The sequence below is a fragment of the Annamia dubia NIES-4383 genome, assembly GCF_055394725.1.
In genome coordinates, this window is the sequence record NZ_AP025630.1 from 2864193 (window position 1) to 2885570 (window position 21378).

19 protein-coding genes are annotated in these 21378 nt (G+C 36.2%); 15 read left to right on the top strand and 4 right to left on the bottom strand.

What is annotated here, in order from left to right; translation table 11 throughout:
* The first annotated feature begins 99 nt into the window (after positions 1 to 99).
* The 12 genes from map to murI all read left to right on the top strand — a co-directional run bounded on the left by map (position 100) and on the right by murI (position 14898).
* Positions 100 to 873 (top strand): type I methionyl aminopeptidase, encoded by a 774-nt coding sequence (gene map / locus Anndu_RS12900; protein WP_464101591.1) that lies wholly within the window; start codon positions 100 to 102, stop codon positions 871 to 873.
* Between the two features lie 134 nt (positions 874 to 1007).
* Positions 1008 to 1403 (top strand): glycine cleavage system protein GcvH, encoded by a 396-nt coding sequence (gene gcvH / locus Anndu_RS12905; protein ID WP_464101592.1) that lies wholly within the window; start codon positions 1008 to 1010, stop codon positions 1401 to 1403.
* Positions 1404 to 1490: 87 nt separating this feature from the next.
* Positions 1491 to 3296 carry an aspartate kinase gene (locus Anndu_RS12910; RefSeq protein WP_464101593.1) on the top strand — a complete coding sequence of 602 codons (1806 nt, stop codon included), beginning with the start codon at positions 1491 to 1493 and terminating at the stop codon, positions 3294 to 3296.
* A 112-nt stretch (positions 3297 to 3408) separates the two neighbouring features.
* Positions 3409 to 3834 carry a ribosome silencing factor gene (gene rsfS, locus Anndu_RS12915; protein WP_464101594.1) on the top strand — a complete coding sequence of 142 codons (426 nt, stop codon included), beginning with the start codon at positions 3409 to 3411 and terminating at the stop codon, positions 3832 to 3834.
* A gap of 283 nt (positions 3835 to 4117) precedes the next feature.
* A complete protein-coding gene (locus Anndu_RS12920) occupies positions 4118 to 4627 on the top strand; it encodes a CGLD27 family protein (RefSeq protein ID WP_464101595.1) in 510 nt (169 codons plus the stop codon).
* A 66-nt stretch (positions 4628 to 4693) separates the two neighbouring features.
* A complete protein-coding gene (locus Anndu_RS12925; protein WP_464101596.1) occupies positions 4694 to 5647 on the top strand; it encodes an asparaginase in 954 nt (317 codons plus the stop codon).
* Positions 5648 to 5740: 93 nt separating this feature from the next.
* The gene (locus tag Anndu_RS12930) at positions 5741 to 6097 is read left to right on the top strand and encodes an ArsR/SmtB family transcription factor (RefSeq protein ID WP_464101597.1); all 357 of its coding nucleotides are present in this window, start codon (positions 5741 to 5743) and stop codon (positions 6095 to 6097) included.
* A gap of 142 nt (positions 6098 to 6239) precedes the next feature.
* Entirely contained in the window at positions 6240 to 7322 is a 1083-nt protein-coding gene (gene psbA / locus Anndu_RS12935) for a photosystem II q(b) protein (protein WP_464101562.1), read from the top strand.
* 147 nt (positions 7323 to 7469) lie between these two features.
* Positions 7470 to 10364, top strand: a complete 2895-nt coding sequence (locus Anndu_RS12940; protein ID WP_464101598.1) for a DNA methyltransferase — start codon at positions 7470 to 7472, stop codon at positions 10362 to 10364.
* Positions 10365 to 10454: 90 nt separating this feature from the next.
* Positions 10455 to 11840: a cation:proton antiporter gene (locus Anndu_RS12945; RefSeq protein ID WP_464101599.1), complete on the top strand. Its 1386-nt coding sequence runs from the start codon at positions 10455 to 10457 to the stop codon at positions 11838 to 11840.
* A 209-nt stretch (positions 11841 to 12049) separates the two neighbouring features.
* A complete protein-coding gene (locus tag Anndu_RS12950; protein WP_464101600.1) occupies positions 12050 to 13915 on the top strand; it encodes an N-acetylmuramoyl-L-alanine amidase in 1866 nt (621 codons plus the stop codon).
* Positions 13916 to 14031: 116 nt separating this feature from the next.
* Positions 14032 to 14898, top strand: coding sequence for a glutamate racemase (gene murI / locus Anndu_RS12955; RefSeq protein ID WP_464104097.1), 867 nt, complete (start codon positions 14032 to 14034; stop codon positions 14896 to 14898).
* Positions 14899 to 14943: 45 nt separating this feature from the next.
* On the opposite strand, the gene Anndu_RS12960 is transcribed toward murI, so the two are convergent.
* Entirely contained in the window at positions 14944 to 15936 is a 993-nt protein-coding gene (locus Anndu_RS12960; RefSeq protein ID WP_464101601.1) for a S1 RNA-binding domain-containing protein, read from the bottom strand.
* 90 nt (positions 15937 to 16026) lie between these two features.
* Positions 16027 to 16770, bottom strand: a complete 744-nt coding sequence (locus Anndu_RS12965) for a dienelactone hydrolase family protein (protein WP_464101602.1) — start codon at positions 16768 to 16770, stop codon at positions 16027 to 16029.
* 98 nt (positions 16771 to 16868) lie between these two features.
* On the opposite strand from Anndu_RS12965, the gene Anndu_RS12970 reads away from it, so the two are divergent.
* Genes Anndu_RS12970 through Anndu_RS12980 form a run of 3 tightly spaced genes read left to right on the top strand, consistent with a single transcriptional unit; the run spans position 16869 to position 19770 of the window.
* Positions 16869 to 17444 (top strand): Uma2 family endonuclease, encoded by a 576-nt coding sequence (locus Anndu_RS12970; RefSeq protein ID WP_464101603.1) that lies wholly within the window; start codon positions 16869 to 16871, stop codon positions 17442 to 17444.
* Between the two features lie 18 nt (positions 17445 to 17462).
* Positions 17463 to 18965: an ArnT family glycosyltransferase gene (locus Anndu_RS12975; protein WP_464101604.1), complete on the top strand. Its 1503-nt coding sequence runs from the start codon at positions 17463 to 17465 to the stop codon at positions 18963 to 18965.
* A gap of 19 nt (positions 18966 to 18984) precedes the next feature.
* On the top strand, positions 18985 to 19770 hold the full coding sequence (locus Anndu_RS12980) for an MlaE family lipid ABC transporter permease subunit (RefSeq protein WP_464101605.1): 786 nt from the start codon (positions 18985 to 18987) through the stop codon (positions 19768 to 19770).
* 8 nt (positions 19771 to 19778) lie between these two features.
* Here the strand turns inward: Anndu_RS12980 and folP are convergent, their stop codons facing one another.
* Both folP and Anndu_RS12990 read right to left on the bottom strand, forming a co-directional pair.
* Positions 19779 to 20624 (bottom strand): dihydropteroate synthase, encoded by an 846-nt coding sequence (gene folP / locus Anndu_RS12985; protein ID WP_464101606.1) that lies wholly within the window; start codon positions 20622 to 20624, stop codon positions 19779 to 19781.
* Between the two features lie 47 nt (positions 20625 to 20671).
* Positions 20672 to 21319 (bottom strand): chromophore lyase CpcT/CpeT, encoded by a 648-nt coding sequence (locus Anndu_RS12990; protein WP_464101607.1) that lies wholly within the window; start codon positions 21317 to 21319, stop codon positions 20672 to 20674.
* Between the last annotated feature and the right edge of the window lie 59 nt (positions 21320 to 21378).

A 21378-nucleotide genomic window follows, 5' to 3' on the forward strand; every position in this document is an offset into this window, starting at 1 on the left:
TTGATAATTAATAATTAATTAGGTTTTAATTTATCTGTTGCCTCTTACTGGTAAAATTAATTATAAATATACTTTATCAATCAAAGATTATTCTAATCTATGTCAGATCGAATCACCCTACTCTCAAAACGAGAAATTGACAAAATGCGTCAAGCCGGACGTTTAGCTTCCCAATTATTAGATCATCTTGCGCCAATGGTACAACCCGGAGTTACCACCCAAGAATTAAATGATGAAGCCGAAAAATGGACTAAAGCTCATGGAGCGGTTAGCGCACCTTTAGGTTATAAAGTAGGGAAAAATCACTTTCCTAAATCCATTTGCACCAGTATTAATGAAGTAATTTGTCATGGTATTCCAAGCCCTAAAGTTATTTTGAAGGAGGGTGATATTATTAATATTGATGTAACTCCCATTGTGGACGGCTATCATGGTGATACCTCCCGTACCTTTTTCGTGGGAGAAACATCAGCGATCGCGCAAAAATTAGTTAAAATCACACAAGAATGTTTATATAGAGGGATTGAAGCCGTCAAACCCAATGGCCGCATCGGAGATATTGGAGCGGCCATTCAAGAACACGCCGAAGGTTATGGTTTTTCCGTAGTTAGGGATTTTGTCGGCCATGGCATTAACCGAGTTTTCCATACTGCGCCCCAAGTCCCCCATTTTGGAGAAAAAGGTACGGGTAAAAAAATACGGCCGGGCATGGTTTTTACCATTGAACCAATGATTAATGAAGGCACTTATGAAGCTGAAATGTTAGATGATGGCTGGACGGCCGTAACAAAAGATCGTAAACTTTCCGCTCAATTTGAACATACCATTGCCGTAACACATGAAGGCGTAGAAATTTTAACTTTAAGTGATTAATTGTTAAAAATAAAACTAAGTCTTTTTTTGTTTTGATCAAATCTTAACCCAATTGATCAAAAATTAACAATTATTCAGTAAGATTAAATTTAAGATTAAATATTTTACTTATAAATAAGGAAAAATTAATGGAAATGCTTAATTATCCACAGGATTTGAGATATCTTGATACCCATGAATATGTACGCTTAGAGGGTGAAATCGCTACCATCGGCCTAAGTTCTTTTGCTTTAGATCAACTGGGAGATATTGTGTTTGTCGAATTACCTGAAGTTGGCGATGCGATCAAAAGTGGAGATAATTTTGGCACGATCGAATCAGTTAAAGCGGTTGAAAGCTTAATTTCTCCGGTTTCTGGTACGGTGATCGAGCGAAATGACGCAGCGATGGATTCTCCAGATCTGATCTGCGAAGATCCCTACGGTGACGGTTGGTTTTTAAAAGTCAGAATGGATGATCCCGAAGCATCTTTAGCGGAAACATTAACTGCTGATCAATATGAAGGCTTAGTCCAATGGGAAGAAGATTAATTGACAATTGACAATGGACAATTGATAATTGTGTTATTTGTTCATTGTCAATTGTTGAATAACTATTAATTATTACTGAAAAATATTATGGCACTAATCGTTCAAAAATATGGTGGAACATCCGTTGGCACAGTAGAGCGCATTCAAAAAGTAGCACAAAGAATAGTCAACACCGTCAAAGAGGGTAATCAGGTGGTGGTGGTGGTTTCAGCTATGGGTAAAACCACTGATACCCTTGTTGATCTGGCCAATGCCATTTCGACTAATCCCAGTCGGCGGGAAATGGATATGTTACTATCAACTGGAGAACAGGTGACTATTTCTTTAATGAGTATGGCATTACAAGAAATAGGTCAAAGTGCCATTTCTTTAACGGGCGCTCAAGTTGGCATTGTGACGGAAGCTGAATATAGTCGCGCCCGTATTTTAGAAATTAAAACCGATCGCCTCAAAAAACATCTTGATCAGGGGGAAGTGGTTGTAGTAGCAGGTTTTCAAGGAGTTAGTAATAAAGAAGATTTAGAAATTACCACTTTGGGGCGTGGGGGATCCGATACTTCCGCCGTAGCCTTGAGTGCCGCCCTTGGTGCTGGTAAATGTGAAATTTATACCGATGTACCCGGAATTTTAAGCACCGATCCCCGTCTTGTGCCTCAAGCCCAGTTAATGGGAGAAATTACCTCGGAAGAAATGTTAGAATTGGCTAGTTTAGGGGCTAAAGTTTTACATCCGCGCGCGGTGGAAATTGCTAAAAATTACGGTGTTTCTTTGGTGGTGCGTTCTAGTTGGACAGATGAACCCGGTACAATTGTTCTAACTCCTCCGGCTAAACCCTTATCTATTGAAGGCTTAGAAATTACTAAAGCGGTTGATGCGGTTGAATTTGATCTTGATCAGGCCAAAGTGGCTTTATTAAGAGTGCCTGACTATCCGGGGGTAGCTTCCCGTTTATTTGGGGAGATCGCCCGTCAAAGCTTAGATGTGGATTTAATTATCCAGTCTATCCATGAAGAAAATACTAATGATATTGCCTTTACCGTTGCTAAAGGTACTTTAAACCAAGCCCAAGCCGTGGCCGAGGCGATCGCACCGATTTTACGTCAAGATGCCAATAGTGATCAGGCGGAAGTGATCGTGGATCAAAAGATTGCTAAAGTTAGCATTGAAGGGGCAGGAATGATTGGTAGACCGGGCATTGCGGCCAAAATGTTCCAAACTTTGGCCGATGCTAATGTTAATTTAGAGATGATTTCCACCTCAGAAGTTAAAGTTAGTTGTGTGATCGAACAAGCGCAAATGGAAACGGCGATCGCCGCTTTATGTCAAGCTTTTGAAATTGATAATTCTCCCGTATCCAGTCAAAAAGGGGTTAACTCCCATCATCCGGCCGTGCGTGGGGTGGCTTTAGATCCGGATCAAGCCCGTTTAGCCATTCGGCATATTCCCGATAGCCCTGGGATGGCGGCGAAAATTTTTAGTTTATTAGCCCAGAAAAATATTAGTGTGGATATGATCATTCAATCCCAACGCTGTCGGGTGGTTAATGGCATTGCTACCCGTGATCTAGCTTTTACGGTGGCTCAAGATGATGCCATCACAGCCAAAACGGTTTTAGAGGAAATTGAGCCTTTGTTAATAGATGGGGAAATTTTAGTAGATCCCAACATTGCAAAAGTTAGCATTGTGGGGGCAGGAATGATCGGCCAACCCGGAGTTGCGGCCAAATTTTTTGAAGCCCTAGCCAAACATAAAATTAATATTCAAATGATCGCCACTTCGGAAATTAAAATTAGCTGTGTGGTGGCACAGGATCAAGGGGAAACTGCTTTAAAAGTTGTTCATGAAGCCTTTGACTTAGGGGGAGAAACCCAAATTAATGTAGAGGGAAAATAAATTTTTAGGGGTTAATGGCCGTTAACCCCTACGAATCTTAAATCTACTTGAAAAATGTTATATAATTAAAATAATTAATCTTTTTAATGCCTTACTTTCCTAAAGTATTCAAATGACCTATCAACAAGAAACAATTTTACCCGACTTAACTATTAATAACCCTACTTTTTGCGCTCAATTTACCAGTGAAGAACTTGCTTTAACCATTGCTGAGGGGGCAGACAATAAAAAAGGAGATGATATTTTATTACTTAATGTGGCGGAAGTTTCCTATTTAGCTGATTATTTTGTGATTATTACCGGATTTTCTCGCACTCAAGTTAGAGCAATTTATCATTCGATCGAAGACCTAGTTAAAGAAAAATATGGCCGATCTCCCTTAAGAGTGGAAGGACAATCAGAGGGAACTTGGATTTTATTAGATTATGGTGATGTAATTGTTCATATTATGTTACCCCAAGATCGGGATTATTATAAAATTGAGTCTTTTTGGGGACACGCTCAACAAATTCGTTATCAATTGACAGTTGATAATTAAAGATTGACTATGATTTAATAGCTAGTAAAACTTGCTTTTTGAAGGATAAAAATAAAAAAAATTTTGTATTTTTAATGCTCTATTTTTAAGGAAAAATCATTTTTTACTATCTAATATTTATGAGAACTCTTGCGAAAGTAATAATAAAAGAAAATACAGTCAATTCTTGAATAGTCTTGATCAATTTTTATAACTTTTACCCGACTTTTGCAAGGAGTCTATTGTCAATTGTTTAAGAATTAACTAATAATTAAAAAGAGATCAAGATTAAAATTTACCATTGATGAAAGAGCCTTATTTTAAGTCAAAAACTTGTCCTGTTCCCCTTGAACAACAACCTATTTATGAATATGAACAACTGAAAGATTCTTGGTTTTTTAGTTGGGCTACTTTAGATTTAATTAGCTATTTTAAAAAGTTAATTTGGGCTAATTTTTGGATAAGTTTAATTTTTAGCCCTTTAATTTATGCTCTTTTTTCTCCTCAAAAATATCCCCTTTTGTTCAGTCTATCTTTAATGATTGTTAGTTTGATTATTACCAGTTTGATTATCATTCAACATTATTTAGGATGGCGTTATATCGGCGATCGCCTTCAAGAATCAACAATTCTTTTTGAAAAATCAGGCTGGTATGATGGACAACGGTGGCAAAAAACCGAGGATATGATCAGACGAGATCAATTAATTATTGAACAAAAAATTAATCCAATTTCTCAACGTCTCAAAAAAACTTTTTTAATCTTAATAATTATTTTATCATTATTAATAACTAGCTTGAGCCAACTTATTTGATCATAATCAATAACAAATGACCAATGAATTATATAATAAATAATTGACATATTAATTGATAAATTTATGACTAGGGGAAACCGTAAAACAACACCTGCAATTGAAGTTCATCTGCTCAGACAAGGAATTATTGAGTCAATTCATCAAGTACAAGCTACAATCTGTGATGATAAAGGTCGAATTTTATTAGCGGCCGGAAATCCTGAAACATCAAGCTTTATCCGCTCATCCCTTAAACCATTTCAAGCCCTAGCTGTTACCAGTACGGGAACACTTCAGCATTTTGAATTAACTGATAAGGATCTCGCTATTATGTGCAGTTCCCATCAAGGCACGGTGGAACAGTCACGCCAAGTTTTTAATATTCTCTGGAAAGCGGATCTTGATGCTAGTTATTTACAATGTCCCACTAGCGAGGCCAAGCCCAATCCCTTACAACATAACTGTTCTGGTAAACACGCCGGAATGTTGGCCGTCTGTCAAAAACAAAATTGGCCTTTAGATACCTACTTACATCGTAGTAATCCTGTTCAAAAATTAATTTTACAAAAAATCGCTGAATTATTAAAAATGCCCTCTGATGAATTTATCATGGCTAAAGATGATTGTGGCGCTCCCACTTATCTCATGCAACTGAGACAGATCGCCACTTTATACGCCCATTTGGCCTCAGGAGATTCCTTAGATTTAGAACGCATTGTGAGGGCAATGAGTTATTATCCCCGTATGATCGCAGGGGATGGAGCATTTGATACAGAATTAATGCAGTTAACCGAAGGTGAATTAGTCAGTAAATCGGGGGCTGAGGGTGTACAATGTATTGCGAAAATTGGCGATCGCATGGGAATGGCCATCAAAGTGATAGATGGGGCTAAACGTGCCAAATATGCCACCGCTATTCAACTTTTAAAACAAATGGGCTGGATTACCCCCAGTGTAGCGGAAACTTTAGCGGAAAAATTCCTCAATATCAATAATTATCAACGCTTAGAAGTAATCGGAGAATTACAAATGATCTAAGGAATAAATAACAAAAAATTGGTAAAAATTGTCAATTTTAGATTAGAGTATATATAACTTTATCGTTATAAACTCAAATTTTATCCTATTGATATGCCTAAGTTTTCCGTTAGCTCAAGTTCACCGGAATTATTAAATTCCGTTGCAGAATATTTTAAAGTCCTCTCTGAGGTCAGTCGTTTAACTATTTTAGATACCCTCAGAAGTTCGGGACAAATGAATGTCAAAGAAATCGGTGAAGTCACAGGTTTAGGTCAGGCTAATTTATCAAAACACCTCAAAGTGTTAACTCAAGCGGGATTGTTAAGAAGACAACCCATAGGAGTGAGTGTTTACTACGAAATAGCAGATCCGATTATTTTTGATTTATGCGAATTAGTTTGTGGTCAGGTCAAAGAGCGTATAGTTCAGCAGGTACAATACTTTGACGACTTAGCCTTTGACAGTTAAATCTATTTTTTCAAAAAAAATATAAAAATTTTATAAAAAAGTCTTTACAAATCTTTACCTATGTGTCATAATAAAAACATCGAGTAACAACATCATTTATTCATTCGTACCTCGAAAACTTAATAAATAGGCAATTATAACCATGACAACTACTTTACGTCAACGTGAAAGCGTTTCTTCTTGGGAACAGTTTTGTAATTGGATCACCAGCACCAACAACCGTTTATATGTAGGTTGGTTCGGTACCTTAATGATCCCCTGCTTACTAACAGCGACCACTTGCTTCATTATTGCATTTATCGCCGCTCCTCCTGTTGATATTGACGGGATTCGTGAGCCTGTAGCGGGTTCTTTATTATACGGAAACAACATTATTTCCGGTGCTGTAATTCCTAGCTCTAATGCGATCGGTTTACACTTCTATCCTATTTGGGAAGCGGCTTCTTTAGATGAGTGGCTTTACAATGGTGGCCCTTACCAGTTAGTAATTTTCCATTTCTTAATTGGAATTTTCTGCTACATGGGTCGTCAGTGGGAATTATCCTACCGTTTAGGTATGCGTCCTTGGATTTGTGTTGCTTACTCTGCTCCTGTAGCGGCGGCAACTGCAGTATTCTTAGTATATCCTTTAGGTCAAGGTTCTTTCTCTGATGGTATGCCTTTAGGTATCTCTGGAACTTTCAACTTCATGATCGTTTTCCAAGCAGAACACAACATCTTAATGCACCCCTTCCATATGTTAGGCGTAGCTGGTGTATTTGGCGGAAGCTTATTCAGTGCAATGCACGGTTCTCTAGTAACTTCTTCTTTAGTTCGTGAAACCACCGAAGTTGAATCTCAAAACTACGGTTACAAATTCGGTCAAGAAGAAGAAACCTACAACATCGTAGCGGCTCACGGATACTTTGGACGTTTAATCTTCCAATATGCTTCTTTCAACAATAGCCGTTCTTTACACTTCTTCTTAGGAGCATGGCCTGTAATCTGTATTTGGTTCACTGCTTTAGGTGTAAGCACCATGGCATTCAACTTAAACGGATTTAACTTCAACCAGTCTATCATGGACTCTCAAGGTCGTGTAATCAACACTTGGGCGGACATTTTAAACAGAGCAAACTTAGGTTTTGAAGTAATGCACGAAAGAAATGCACACAACTTCCCCTTAGACTTAGCTTCTGGAGAGTCTGCACCTGTAGCATTAACTGCTCCTGCGATCAATGGTTAATCATTGCTTGATTTAACAATTGAATATTAACAAAAAGCACTCCTATTTTTAGGGGTGCTTTTTGTGTTTGTTTATTTTTCTGATGTTCAAAATAACTGATAAAATAAAAATTGTAACCCCAAATTTGAGAAAAGATGTAATTTTTTTATGACTATTAATCTCGAAAAAATAGACAATTTTATTAATTTTTGTCAGCAACATATTACGGGCAAGGAGCGCAAAGAGGCTCAAATTTTTCTCGATCGCTTTTTTCAGGCTTTTGGTTATGATGGGGCTTTAGAGGCGGGGGCTAAGTATGAGGAAGCTATTAAAAAAGGTAGTCAAAAGGGAAAAACTGGTTTTGCTGATCTAGTTTGGAAACCTAAATTATTAATTGAAATGAAAAAAAGAGGGGAGGATCTTAATAAACATTATCCCCAAGCTTTTGAATATTGGACAAGATTAGTTCCCGATCGCCCCCGTTATGTGTTGTTATGTAATTTTGATGAATTTTGGATTTTTGATTTTAATATTCAATTAGATGAACCTGTAGATATTGTAACAGTAACTGAGTTAAAAAATAGGCTTGGTGCTTTCGCTTTTATGGAGTTAGGAAACCGCACTCCGGTATTTAAAAATAATCAGGCGGAAGTAACAGAAAAGGCGGGTAAAAGAATGGGTGAATTATATCAAATGTTGGTGAAAAGATTAAGTCTTTCAAAAAAAGATAATGATCCCCCCCTGCCCCCCTTAAAAAGGGGGGAGGATAGCGTAGAAAAAGCCTTAGTTTCTATAGATAATGATCCCACCTTGCCACCTTTAGAAAAGGGAGAAAATCTTAATCAAAAAGCCCCCCTTTTTAAGGGGGGTTGGGGGGATCAAACCCTAATCGCCCAGCGTTTTATCTTACAATGTGTGTTAGCAATGTTCGCTGAAGATCGAGGTTTATTACCCCGTGATCTTTTCGTTTCCTGTGTGCAAGAATGTTTAAATGGTAGCAGTTCCTATGATATAATAGGGGGTCTATTTCGGGAGATGAATATGTTAGGAAAAACCCCCGCAGGTAAATATGAAGGGGTTGATTATTTTAACGGTGGTTTATTCTCTGAAATTCACCCGATCGAGCTTAATAAAAAGGAATTAGAAATTTTAGATGTGGCTTCCCGTCAAGATTGGAGCAAGGTGAGGCCGGCAATTTTTGGTAATATTTTTGAGGGTTCAAGTAATAGTGATGAGCGTCACGCCTATGGTATGCACTACACTTCTGAAGCGGATATTATGAAAATTGTACGCCCGACTATCAGCCGTTTTTGGGAAGATAAAATCAATCAAGCAAATAGTTTAAAAGAGTTAGAACAATTAAAATTAGAATTAGCTAATTATAAGGTACTTGATCCGGCTTGTGGGAGTGGTAATTTTTTATATGTTGCCTATCAGGAATTAAAGCGCATTGAACAGTTATTATTTAATAAGATTAAGGAAAAAAGTAAGGGGGAAAGTCAACAGTTATCTATGGCGATCGTTACCCCTGCTCAATTTTATGGGATGGACATTAATCCTTTTGCGGTAGAATTAGCAAAGGTAACTTTAATGATTGCTAGAAAGGTGGCGATCGATAAGTTAAATTTAACTGAAAATCCCTTACCTTTAGATAGTTTAGATCATAATATTAAATGTCAAGATGCTTTATTTTCTGATTGGATTGAAGCCGACGCAATTATCGGTAATCCTCCCTTTTTAGGAGGTAAAAAATTACGCAAAGAATTAGGGAATGATTATGCAGAAAAATTATATCAAAAATTTAAAGATGTTAAAGGTCAACCTGATTTTTGTGTTTTTTGGTTTAGAAAAGCAATTGATAATTTAAAGGAAAAAGGAAAGGTTGGTTTAGTTGCTAGTAATTCTATTTCTCAAAATGTTAGTCGTCAAGCAAGTTTAGATTATATAGTAGAAAATGGTGGTTTTATTTATGAAGCAGTATCTACTCAAATATGGTCAGGAGATGCTAATGTTCATGTTAGTATTGTTAATTTTTCTAAAGAAAAACCTGATAAATTATTTTTAGATGATCAAGAAGTTACAAGCATTTCTACCTCTTTAAAAACTGAAATTGCTGTTAATAATGCTGAGATTTTAAAAGCAAATAAAAACTTTTCTTTTCAAGCTTGTGAATTGTCTGGTAAAGGATTTATAATTACAGAAGAAGAAGCACAAGATTGGATCAAAAAAGATACTAAAAATAAAGAAGTTTTAAAACCGATGCTTGATGGCAAAAGTTTAATTAATTTATATCAACAAAAAGACTGGGTTATTGATTTTAATGATCTATCTATTGAGGATGCTTCTGAATATGAATTACCCTTTGAAAGAGTTAGAGAAAAAGTTAAACCAGAAAGAGATCAAAATAAAGAAAAATTACGCCGTGAAAATTGGTGGAAACATGGCAGAAGTAGACCAGCAATGAAAAAAGCCTTAATTGGTTTATCTTATTATTTTGCTATTCCAAAGATTGTTAAATATACTATTTTTCAGCCTGTAGATATTTCAATATTACCCTGTGAAGCTAATATGGTGATAGCATCTGATGATTTTTATATCTTAGGAATTTTAACTTCAAAAATTCATCGAATTTGGGTAAAAGCTCAAAGTTCAACTTTAGAAGATCGTACAAGATATACTAATACAACTTGTTTTGAAACCTTCCCATTTCCGCAGTTTGATCCCCCCCTGCCCCCCCTTACAAAGGGGGGTTGGGGGGATAAAAACCCATCAGAAATAATCAAAAAAATTAGACAAACAATGATTAAATTACATCAATATCGCAGTGAACAAATGGAGAAAAAACAATGGGGAATTACCCAACTTTATAACAAATTTTTTGAAGAAAAAAGCAGTCAATTATACAAATTACATCAAGAATTAGATCAATTAGTGATGGAAGCTTATGGTTTTAAAGAAGAAGATGATCTCTTAGCCAAACTATTAGAATTAAACTTAGAATTAGCCCAAAAAGAAGCCAAAGGTGAGAAAATTATAGGATGTTGGGATCCCTTAATCAATTGACCATTAGGCAATAACCCCAACACAAATTAATAAAAATTTAACAATTAGTCAAAATCAAGTTAAAATAATAATTTTAAACTAGATCTAAAAATGAGTTTTAATTCAATTATTACTTCTAATCTTAATCCGTCATCAGTGCTTCTGGCTGTAACAGAAACCAAGGCAGAAGAAGGCTCTTTAATTCTCTCAGCAGTATTATTAAGTTTAGTCGTTGTTTATTTTGCCAGTAAGTTAGGTGGCGAAATATGTGTACGCCTCAATTTTCCCCCAGTTTTAGGGGAGTTAGTAGGGGGTGTCGTGGTAGGTGTGTCAGTCTTACATCTGTTAGTTTTTCCCGAAAGTGGCGCGATCGCTGATAATTCCTTACTGATGCAATTATTAGCCAATACCGCCCATATTTCCCCCGAAACCACTCAATCAATTTTTGCCTCTCAAAGTGAGGTGATTGAAGTTTTATCAGAATTAGGGGTAGTAATTTTATTATTTGAAATCGGTTTAGAATCAGAATTACAGGATTTAATCAGAGTAGGCCCACAGGCGGCGATCGTGGCGATAGTGGGAGTAGTCGCACCCTTTACCATGGGAACATTAGGCCTAATTTATTTCTTTCATATTGGGGCGATCCCGGCCATTTTTGCAGGGGCGGCCTTAACTGCCACCAGTATCGGCATTACCGCCAAAGTATTAGCCGAAATAGGCAGAATAAGCACCAAAGAAGGCCAAATTATCATCGGCGCGGCCGTTTTAGATGATATTTTAGGAATTATTGTTTTAGCAGTAGTAGCTTCCTTAGCTAAAACAGGGGAAATTCAAATTAGTAATATTCTCTTTTTAATTATTAGCGCCACTACCTTTTTAGTGGGAGTTATCTTAATTGGCCGCTTTTTAGGCGGTTATTTAATGGCCTTAGTTAAGCAAATGAAAACCAGAGGAGAATTACTTTTAACAGCGATCATTTTTGCTTTTATCCTCGCTTATATTGCCAATATAATTCATTTAGAAGCAATTTTAGGATCATTTGCGGCCGGCTTAGTCTTAGCAGAAACGGAAAAACGCCATGAATTAGAAAAACAAATTATACCCGTTGCGGATCTATTTGTCCCGATCTTCTTTGTGTGTGTGGGAGCTAAAACCGATTTAAGCGTGTTAAACCCTGCTATTCCTAGTAATAGAGAAGGTTTAATTATTGCCGCCTTTTTAGTTGTGGTAGCAATTATCGGTAAAGTAATAACAGGTTTTACCCTCTTTAATCAACCAGAATTAAATAAATTAGCCATTGGTGTGGGCATGATCCCCAGAGGGGAAGTAGGCTTGGTTTTTGCCGGAGTGGGGGCTAGTAGTGGAGTCTTATCCGAATCTACCACAGCCGCTATTATTATGATGGTAATTTTAACCACATTTGTGGCACCGCCCCTATTAAGAATCGTCTTTGAAAGAGAAAAATCTCCGGTAAAAACTACTTCAGAAGCGAATTAAACTAAAATGTGGGATGGGCTTGTCGCCTAGCCTGTCAAAGTGTGCCTATTCCACAGATTATCTAAATTTTGAACATTAAAACCCTCTGCTCAGTCATAGTCAAAGGAAAAAGGAAACTTGAGTAAAATTGCTACGTCTTTGTGCTTAAATATGTTCAATTGTCAATCGTCAATATTATTAATTAAATTTTGTTATTGGGAGTAAAATTTGTGAAATTACGTTGGTTTTTGCTTAGTGCATTTAGTTTCTTTTTATATGCTTCGGCCGCTGAAGCAGGTCAGTTAACCAATTGGAATTTTAACCCTTCATCCAATCGTTTAACCTTTTCAACCAATGAAGGGGTACAGCCAAGGGCGATGCTTGTACCTAATCCCACCCGTTTAGTGATTGATTTACCCGGCACTCAACTTGGCCGTCCCAGAGTGAATCAATCAGTGGGTAGTATGATTAGAGAAGTTAGGGTGGCTCAATTTGATGAAAATACGACTCGCATTGTGGTGGAATTAGCCTCCGGTTATACCCTTGATCCTAATCAAGTCAGAGTCAGAGGCACAAGTCCCACTCAATGGACAGTGGATCTTCCTAACCCTGAACTAATTTCGGCACAAAATACCACTCCAAATAATGAGCCACCAACCAATAATAATCCCGAACCTAATCCTCCAAGTAGTTCTAATAATGAATCTTCAGATTTACAGCTAACTCAAAATGGGTTATTTATCCGATTAAATAACCAAAATAATGGAGAGTTAAATATTCGCCGTAGTCGGGATCGTAGTCGCATTGATGTGGAATTAACCAATATTACCTTATCGGAGAATCTTTTAGCCACGCCAACTGATATTTTAAATAGTTATGGAGTGGAAGAAATTACCTTTAGTCAAACTTCCCGTTCTCCGGCGATCGCCTTAATTAGTTTAAAAGTTAATCCTGACAGTCCAGACTGGCTAGGTCAATTCACTCGTGGGGGGGATTTAGTTCTATTCCCAAAGGGGGGATTCGGTAATTCAGATCAAGGTAATAATCCTAATAATCCCATCTCAATTACCGTCTCTACCACCACCAGCACAACTTCCTCAGGTTTAGCCACCATTAATAGTATTGATTTCGTCAATAATAATCAATTATTAATCACCGCCGATCGCTCTATTCAAGGCTTTGGCCAATGGAATAATAGTTCGGGAGTTTATGAAATTAGGGTGCGCAATGCCCAACTAGGCAGTCAACTCAGAGGGCCTGATCTCAATGGAAATAATCTAATTACCAGAGTCCGTTTAAGACAGGAAGACGCTCAAACAGTTTTAATTTTAGTACAACCCGTACAGGGTACTCAGATTGAAACCCTCAGTCAACCTACGGGACAAACTTTGGCCTTACAATTACGTCAAAGTACCGATAATATAATAAACTTTCCTTCTCAAATTTCCATTGATGTGCCACTGCCCATTAATGGCGATACAACGCCCCCCATCAATCCCAGTGATAATACCGTTCCCCCCCTTACCTTCCCACCTCGGGATCCTTCTCAAAGTAGAGTATTAGTCATGATTGATCCTGGCCATGGCGGACAGGATCCAGGGGCGATCGGCATAGGTGGCCTTCAGGAAAAAGATGTAATTCTGCCAATTTCGATCATGGTTAAACAATACTTAGAACAACAGGGCATCCAAGTAAGTTTAACCCGTGATAGTGATTTTTTCGTCAGTTTAGACGGTAGAACCACCATGGCCAATCGGGCTGGGGCGGATTTATTTGTCAGTATCCATGCTAATGCCATCAGCATGAGTCGCCCTGAAGTTAACGGAGTGGAAACCTATTATTATCAAAGTGGCCAGAGATTAGCCCAAATGATTCATAATAGCATTCTCAGACGGATCAATATTAGGGATCGGGGGGTACGCACCGCACGATTTTACGTTTTGCGTAATTCTAATATGCCCTCAGTCTTGGTGGAAACAGGTTTTGTCACAGGTAGGGATGATGCCCCCAATTTAGCTAATCCTACTTTTCGTCAACAAATGGCCGAGGCCATCGCCCTTGGCATTTTAGAATATATCCAACAAAGTGGACTTTAACAGTCCTTTGGCCTTCGTCCTTGGTCTCAATCTAAGTATATTTACTATATAATGCTAATTAAATTTTTGCTTTTTATAAAAAATCTTTAGTACATCGGTAATTAATATTGAAAAACCTGTATTTTTCCCAATCTGATTTATCTTCTCGAGCTTCGGCCGATCAAGATCAACAACGTCTTCCCATCGGCGTTTTTGACAGTGGTGTAGGGGGGTTAACCGTGTTAAGGGAACTTTACCGCCAACTACCCAATGAGTCTATTTTATATTTTGGGGATACGGCTAGACTCCCTTATGGTAATCGTTGCGCCGAGGAAATTTTACAATTTGTGCGCGAAATTATCCCTTGGATGATTGATCAAGGGGTGAAAATGGTTATCATGGCCTGTAATACCAGTTCGGCCTTAGCTTTAGAACAAGTACAACGGGAATTTAAAATTCCCATTTTAGGATTAATTTTACCCGGTGCGAGAGGTGCGCTCCAACATGGCCGCCGGATCGGGATTATTTCCACCCCTGCCACGGCCAAAAGTAACGCCTATGGCAAGGCGATCGCCGAAATTAATCCCCAGATCCCCGTTTGGCAGATTGGATGTCCTGAGTTTGTGCCTTTAATTGAGCAAAATCGTCTTCATGATGTTTATACTTATGAGGTAGCGAAACAATATTTAACCCCTTTAATGGAGGCTAATATTGATACATTAGTTTATGGTTGTACCCATTATCGTCATATTGCCCATGTGTTAAAGGCAATTTTACCTTCCTTTGTGAAGTTTATTGATCCGGCCACTTTTGTGGTGGAAGCGGCGGAAAAAGAATTAGAAGCGATGGGTTTAAAAAATACTTCAACCCCCTTCCCCACTCGTTTCTGTGTGAGTGGTTCACCGGAACAATTTGCCCAGTTATCTAAACAATGGTTAGGGAGAATGCCTCAGGTTGAAAAGGTTGATTTATCTGCTTTTTCTCAAATTTCAATTCATAATTAAGAGAAAAACCCTCTGCCCTTGAGGGCAGGGGGAGGTGTGGGATCATTAAGATTCCGTAGTTTCAGAGGTTTCAGTGGATTGTGAATCAACAGAAACAGGGGTTTTTTCTTCTTTTTTCTGTTTAGCGAAATATTCACCGCTTAAGAGTTTTTCCCTGACTTTTTCCGCCCTTTCCTCGGCATTAGTCATAACCTCACTAAAGTTTTCTAATAATTCGCCGGGGTAATTTTCTAAAATTTTAGTGGACAGAGAAATACGGTTTTTATATTCATCAATATTAATGACCATTACTTTAATTAATTGTCCGATCTGGAACACATTTGGTAGTGAAGTAATGGTTTTATCACTAATTTCTTTAATATGGAGTAGGCCTGTTAAACCTTCAATATCTATAAATACGCCATATTGTTTAAAGTTAACGACTTTTCCTTCCATTAAAGCACCTAATTGTAGATCCCGGATGGCATCAGCACGGGAGGCTTCCCTTTGTGATAAAACCAGTCTTTTGCGTTCCCGATCTACTTCTAAAAAGGTTGCTGTTAAAAGTTGACCCATTAATGAGTCCATATTGTTTTGTTGTGCTAGGTGCGATCGAGGGATAAAACCTCTTAAACCTTCTACTTCGCCTAAAACACCACCTTTATTAATACCAGTGACTCGAAACTGTACGGCTTTACCTTGTTCAGCCGTTTCTGCCAGTTGATCCCAAGTTTTCTTAATTTCTAAAAGACGGCGGGAAAGTTTGAGTTGTCCATCGGAGTCAGGGTAACTAATGACTAAAAATTCTAGTTCTTCATCTAGGGGTAAAATTTGGCTGATATCAGCCACCCGTCCTACTGACACTTCATCATTCGGGATAAACCCTGGTGCTTTCCCCCCAAAGTCAACATAAGCCCCATCAGACTCATATTTAAAGACTTTCCCTTTAACTACTTGTCCCTTATCAAATTGATAATCATGATTATCTAAGGCTTTGGCAAAATCATCAGAGGAAAAAGAAAGATTTTGTTTTTCGGAACGGGTTGCTTCTGGATTCATAAATTTATTAACAAGATTAAAATGGTTAGTGAGCTATGTGATCAAGCTTGAAATTTTTATTCTGAGACTAGATCAAAATAGATCTCTTTTCTAGTTTAATCTGTCTTTGAATAGTGTTAACACTTTTTTCCAAGCATCCATAGCTGAATTTTTATTATAACTGTTTCTTTGGTCACAAAAGAAGCCATGATCGGCTTCTTGATAACGAAAAACTTTATGATCAATTTTATACTTTTGTAAAGTTTCTTCTATCTGGTCTACTTGTTCTATGGGAATACTAGCATCTTCCATGCCAAAAAAGGTGTAAATTGTGCCTTTAATTTGATTTGTTCTTTCAATAGTGGGGCTAGTTTCCCCCGGACACCAGTTGGTAATACCTGCTCCATAAAAGGAGGCGGTGGCTTTAATATCTGGTAAGGTTGCCCCCAAATAGGCCACATGGCCGCCAAAACAAAAGCCCATACTGCCCACGCCCGTTTTACTCACTTCTGGTAGGCTATAAAGATAATCTATACAGCCTTGAAGATCCTGTAATAATTCGGTGGCTTTGGTTTGATTTTTGTATTGTCGGCCTATTTCGATGCTCTCAGGAGTGTAGCCTGTTTCAAAGTCGGGGGCGAGTCTTTGATAAATGGCCGGGGAGATCGCCACATAACCTTCTTTCGCTATTCTTTCCGTCACGTCTCTAATATGGGAGTTAACTCCAAAAATTTCTTGAATAACGATCACGGCGGGAAAAATACCTTGGCGATCGGGCGTTGCTAAATAAGCATCAATCTTAACATCGCCACTGAAAAATTGAACCTTTTGAGTTTTAATTGAAGATTCTGACATAAGGATTAAAAATTGGCAATTTATTTTATAATAATCGTTAACTTTAGTTAAGGAATAATCTTATCATAAAATCAATTAAATTATTGGAGTATTAGCTCATGGTTGCTGTTAATTATCATCAAAAAAAAATAACATTAGAGGAATTTTTAGAACTTCCTGAAACTAAACCCTATTCTGAATATATTAATGGAGAAATTGAACCAAAAATTATGCCCCAAGGAGAACATAGTACATTACAAATTGAATTAGCATCTGCTATCAATCAAAAAGGTAAAGCTAAAAAATTAGTCTATGCTTTACCAGAATTACGTTGTACATTTAGGGGGTGTTCAATAGTACCTGATATTGCGGTATTTAATTATGATCGTCTTCCTAAAACAGAAACGGGGAAAATTGCCAATAAATTTAATATTCAACCTGATTGGATTATTGAAATTTTATCACCTGAACAGTCAACTAACAAAGTAATAAAAAAAATAATTTTCTGTTTAAAACAAGGTACAAAAATCAGTTGGTTAATTGATCCTCAAGATGAGTCTGTGATGATTTTTAAACCGGATCAATTACCTGATATTAAAACAGACGATGAAATTTTACCAGTTTTAGAAAATTTAGAAAATTTAGAAAATTGGCAATTAACAGCTAAAGAAATATTTGATTGGTTAAGTATTTAATTTGATAAAATTTATAACATGAAATTTATTAACTCAATTTTAGTTGACAAACACAAAGATTTTTATATATTTAATTTAATTATACCAATCTTTTTTATTACATTTGCCTTAATTTTAATGCCCATTGATCAAATATTTTATTTTGATACAGATGAAGGAATAGAATTAGCAAAAGCCAGTTTATTTAGTCAAAATTTATTATTTAATCACGATTTTTGGGATCCTCAACCCCTTTTATTTAATATTCTTGTTGGTAAATATCTTCAAATTTTCGGTTTTTCTATTATCACAGCCAGAGTTTTTACTTTAATATTTGCTACTTTGTTAGTTTGGTGTTTTAGTCAAATTATTAAATTATCTGTTGGCAATTTGATCGCAGTTATTAGCACTTTTTTATTAATAATTTCCGTTAATTTTTTAAGATTAAGTGTTTCTGTAATGCAGGCCATCCCTTGTTTAACTTTAGCAATTTTAGCTATTTATTTTCTGGTTTTATTTACTAAAAAAAATGAAATAAATCAAGGTAATAATATTAACTTGATTTTATTAAGTTTAACGGGAATTAGTTTAGGAATTTCTCTACAATTAAAAATGATTACTATTTTTTTAGTACCTGTAATCATTCTTTATTTATTTTTAATAATACCTAATTTAAAACAAAAAATAAGCTCAATTTTTGCCTTTGTAATTCCCTTAACTATAAGTTTTATTATAATTGGTTTGTTAACTAAATCTTTAGATTTACAAAAAATATTTTTATTTCATATTTCTGGTGATTTAAAGAAAGCTTATCATAATTATAATAGTTTGCAAAATGTAACCTTAATCTATTTACAAAATTTAGATTTTTTATTATTAACTATTGTTAGCCTTAAATTTATTAATTTTAATTTTCGCAAAATCAAAGATAATCATTTATATTTATTACCTTTATTGTGGTTAATTAGCATTACTTTATTATTACTTAATCATAAACCTGTTTGGTATCATTATTTAATTTTAATATCCGTGCCTTTATTATGGTTAGGTAGTTATGGCCTTAAAGAAATTATTATTTTACTCAAAAATCATCAATTCAAAATTTATCAAATATTTAAAAATAAATTGATCGCTTTTACTGTTATATTTAGTTTAATCGTAATACCTGTAAAATTAGGAGTAATTAACTGGAATAATAATTTATTAATTAGAGAATCTCAACCCAGATTGATTAATCTTCAAAGAATTAATGCTTATCAAAATCAAACTAATTGGTTATTTACTGACATTGCCATGTATGGTTTTTATAGTAACCTAAAAATTCCCCCTGAAATTGCCGTTTTTCCTGCTAAAAGATTAATTTCAGGCAATATTAATCAAGAAATTTTATTAAATGTTTTAGAAAAATACCAACCTGAACAAATTTTAATCGCCAGATTTCCGGTTATTATAGAATTAATTAAACCCTATCTTGATACCCATTATCGTAAAATTTATGAAGATGAAAAAACACAACATTATTTAATTCAAAATTTAAAATAATCTTTTTTTTGGAGTTATAATGACTAAAACTAAAAATAGTTTACAACTTTGGGTTAATCGTTTAATTGAAGCCATTTTTTTGGGCGGTCAAGTCGTATTACATTTAAGTCCTCACAAAATTAATACTCGTAATACCCTTGAACAGATGACGGTAGTAGGCCCGGCCTCCCTTTTAATTGCTTTAATAACATCTAGTTTTGTGGGCATGGTTTTTACCATTCAAGTGGCAAGGGAATTTATTTATTTTGGGGCTACCAGTGCCGTAGGTGGCGTTTTAGCTTTATCTTTAGCCAGAGAACTAGCACCAGTTTTAACGGCGGTAGTTTTGGCCGGGAGAGTGGGTTCGGCTTTTGCCGCCGAAATTGGTACAATGCGAGTGACAGAGCAGTTAGATGCCCTCTATATGCTCAAAACTGATCCCATTGATTATTTAGTGATCCCCCGTTTAATTGCCTGTTGTACCATGTTACCTTTATTAACGGTTTTAGGCTTAATTATGGGATTATTAGGAGGCTTATTAATTGCAACTAATTTATATAGTATTCCTCAAATTGTGTTTTTAAATTCAATTCGCAATTTTTTAGAATTATGGGATGTTTTTAGTGCCATGATAAAATCGGTGGTTTTTGGGGCTTTAATTGCTATTATTGGTTGTAGTTGGGGTTTAACTACCACTGGAGGCGCGAAAGGTGTTGGCCAGTCCACAACTACGGCGGTGGTAACTGCATTATTAGCCATTTTTATCACTAATTTCTTTTTATCTTGGATAATGTTTCAGGGTACGGGTAGTATTACGGTTAGTTAATTTACCTATTAATTTCGCCAAATTTGATCGGCTACTCGACAAACATCATACATTTGAGGCACATCATGGACTCTTAAAATATCTACCCCCGATGCGATCGCCCCACAACAGGCACTGGCCGTTCCCCAAATGCGCTCTTGGGGATTATTTTTATTTAAAATTTGACCGATAAAACTTTTACGGGAAGCCCCCAATAAAATGGGAAGATTTAATGATTGAAAAGTTGATAAATTTCGTAAAATTTCCAGATTTTGTTGAAAATTTTTAGCGAAACCAATCCCCGGATCAATTATTAAATGATCTTGTTTAATTCCTGTTTCTATGGCTAGATTAATTCTTGTTACAAAAAATTGATAAATTTCCCCGATTAAATCATCATATTGAGTTAAATTTTGCATAGTTTCAGGTGTGCCTTTAATGTGCATTAAAATATAGGGAACATCTAGTTGGGCAACGGTTTTTAACATATCAGGATCAAATATTCCGGCGGAAATATCATTAACAATATTTGCTCCGGCCTCGATCGCTTTTTGTGCTACGATCGCCCTAGTGGTATCAATAGAAATGGGAATAGATAATTGTTGACGTAAAATTTTGATAATTGGAATCACTCGATTTAATTCTTCTTCAAGGGAAATTTGCTTACTTGCGGGGCGAGTTGATTGTCCGCCAATATCAATTAAATCAGCCCCATTTTCTGTCATTAATTGAGCTTGATTTAAGGCTTTATCTATATTATTAAATTGTCCCCCATCACTAAAACTATCAGGAGTGATATTTAATATACCCATTAAATAGGTTTTTTGACCCCAATTAAATTCAGTTTGATTAATTTTTAATGGTAATTTTGTCATGTTTAATTGATCTATTTTTTATGATAAAAAACTAAATTCTAAAATGATTATTGTGTGATCCAACGAAATTGATAACCTTGATTTTCCGCCCCCCAAACTTGATTTCCTTGGGCATCAAAACCTCGATCGAATGTATCCATCCCTTGAGAATGTAAAATCACCGTATTTGTAATTCTTACTGCCCCCCTAACATTGGTGGGACAGCCTTCTGGCGGAGTTTCTCCAATGTAAATCGTCATTAAAGGCCTCAAAGAAACCGTACAAACGGCTTCCCCTAGATCAAATGAATTAACATTGCGTTGAGTTTCGGGGCGATCGCACAAATTAACCCATTTTTGAGGATTAATCGGCTTAAAAGCGGTAGATTCGACTTTTTCCTCCGTTGCAACAGGCCTAATCTCTAAAAAACGCTGACGATAAGGTTGATTTAACTGATTACTTAAAGCCTGTTCTTGGTATAAATAAATAGAATTAACTTCATTTTCAATTCCCGAAACTTCAACCACACAGGTTGTCATCCGCACATTAGGGGCGGAGGGATTGGCTAAATTTTGGGCGCTGGTATCCATTCTGCCCACTAAATGATTAATAATATCATTAACTTGAGGATCAATTTCCTGTGCGCTGGTAGACACAATGGGAAAAATGGCGATCGTCAAAGGAATTATCCACAATTTTCTTAAGATTTTGTTCATATTTGAGAGAAAAAATAATTAAATTTGATTACAAATTGCTAATAATTTTTAATCTTATA

Excerpts from the sequence above, each read along its gene's own strand:
- map (WP_464101591.1), top strand. The coding sequence starts at position 100 with ATGTCAGATCGAATCACCCTACTCTCAAAACGAGAAATTGACAAAATG.
- gcvH (WP_464101592.1), top strand. The coding sequence starts at position 1,008 with ATGCTTAATTATCCACAGGATTTGAGATATCTTGATACCCATGAATAT.
- Anndu_RS12910 (WP_464101593.1), top strand. The coding sequence starts at position 1,491 with ATGGCACTAATCGTTCAAAAATATGGTGGAACATCCGTTGGCACAGTA.
- rsfS (WP_464101594.1), top strand. The coding sequence starts at position 3,409 with ATGACCTATCAACAAGAAACAATTTTACCCGACTTAACTATTAATAAC.
- Anndu_RS12920 (WP_464101595.1), top strand. The coding sequence starts at position 4,118 with ATGAAAGAGCCTTATTTTAAGTCAAAAACTTGTCCTGTTCCCCTTGAA.
- Anndu_RS12925 (WP_464101596.1), top strand. The coding sequence starts at position 4,694 with ATGACTAGGGGAAACCGTAAAACAACACCTGCAATTGAAGTTCATCTG.
- Anndu_RS12930 (WP_464101597.1), top strand. The coding sequence starts at position 5,741 with ATGCCTAAGTTTTCCGTTAGCTCAAGTTCACCGGAATTATTAAATTCC.
- psbA (WP_464101562.1), top strand. The coding sequence starts at position 6,240 with ATGACAACTACTTTACGTCAACGTGAAAGCGTTTCTTCTTGGGAACAG.
- Anndu_RS12940 (WP_464101598.1), top strand. The coding sequence starts at position 7,470 with ATGACTATTAATCTCGAAAAAATAGACAATTTTATTAATTTTTGTCAG.
- Anndu_RS12945 (WP_464101599.1), top strand. The coding sequence starts at position 10,455 with ATGAGTTTTAATTCAATTATTACTTCTAATCTTAATCCGTCATCAGTG.
- Anndu_RS12960 (WP_464101601.1), bottom strand. The coding sequence starts at position 15,936 with ATGAATCCAGAAGCAACCCGTTCCGAAAAACAAAATCTTTCTTTTTCC.
- Anndu_RS12965 (WP_464101602.1), bottom strand. The coding sequence starts at position 16,770 with ATGTCAGAATCTTCAATTAAAACTCAAAAGGTTCAATTTTTCAGTGGC.
- Anndu_RS12970 (WP_464101603.1), top strand. The coding sequence starts at position 16,869 with ATGGTTGCTGTTAATTATCATCAAAAAAAAATAACATTAGAGGAATTT.
- Anndu_RS12975 (WP_464101604.1), top strand. The coding sequence starts at position 17,463 with ATGAAATTTATTAACTCAATTTTAGTTGACAAACACAAAGATTTTTAT.
- Anndu_RS12980 (WP_464101605.1), top strand. The coding sequence starts at position 18,985 with ATGACTAAAACTAAAAATAGTTTACAACTTTGGGTTAATCGTTTAATT.
- folP (WP_464101606.1), bottom strand. The coding sequence starts at position 20,624 with ATGACAAAATTACCATTAAAAATTAATCAAACTGAATTTAATTGGGGT.
- Anndu_RS12990 (WP_464101607.1), bottom strand. The coding sequence starts at position 21,319 with ATGAACAAAATCTTAAGAAAATTGTGGATAATTCCTTTGACGATCGCC.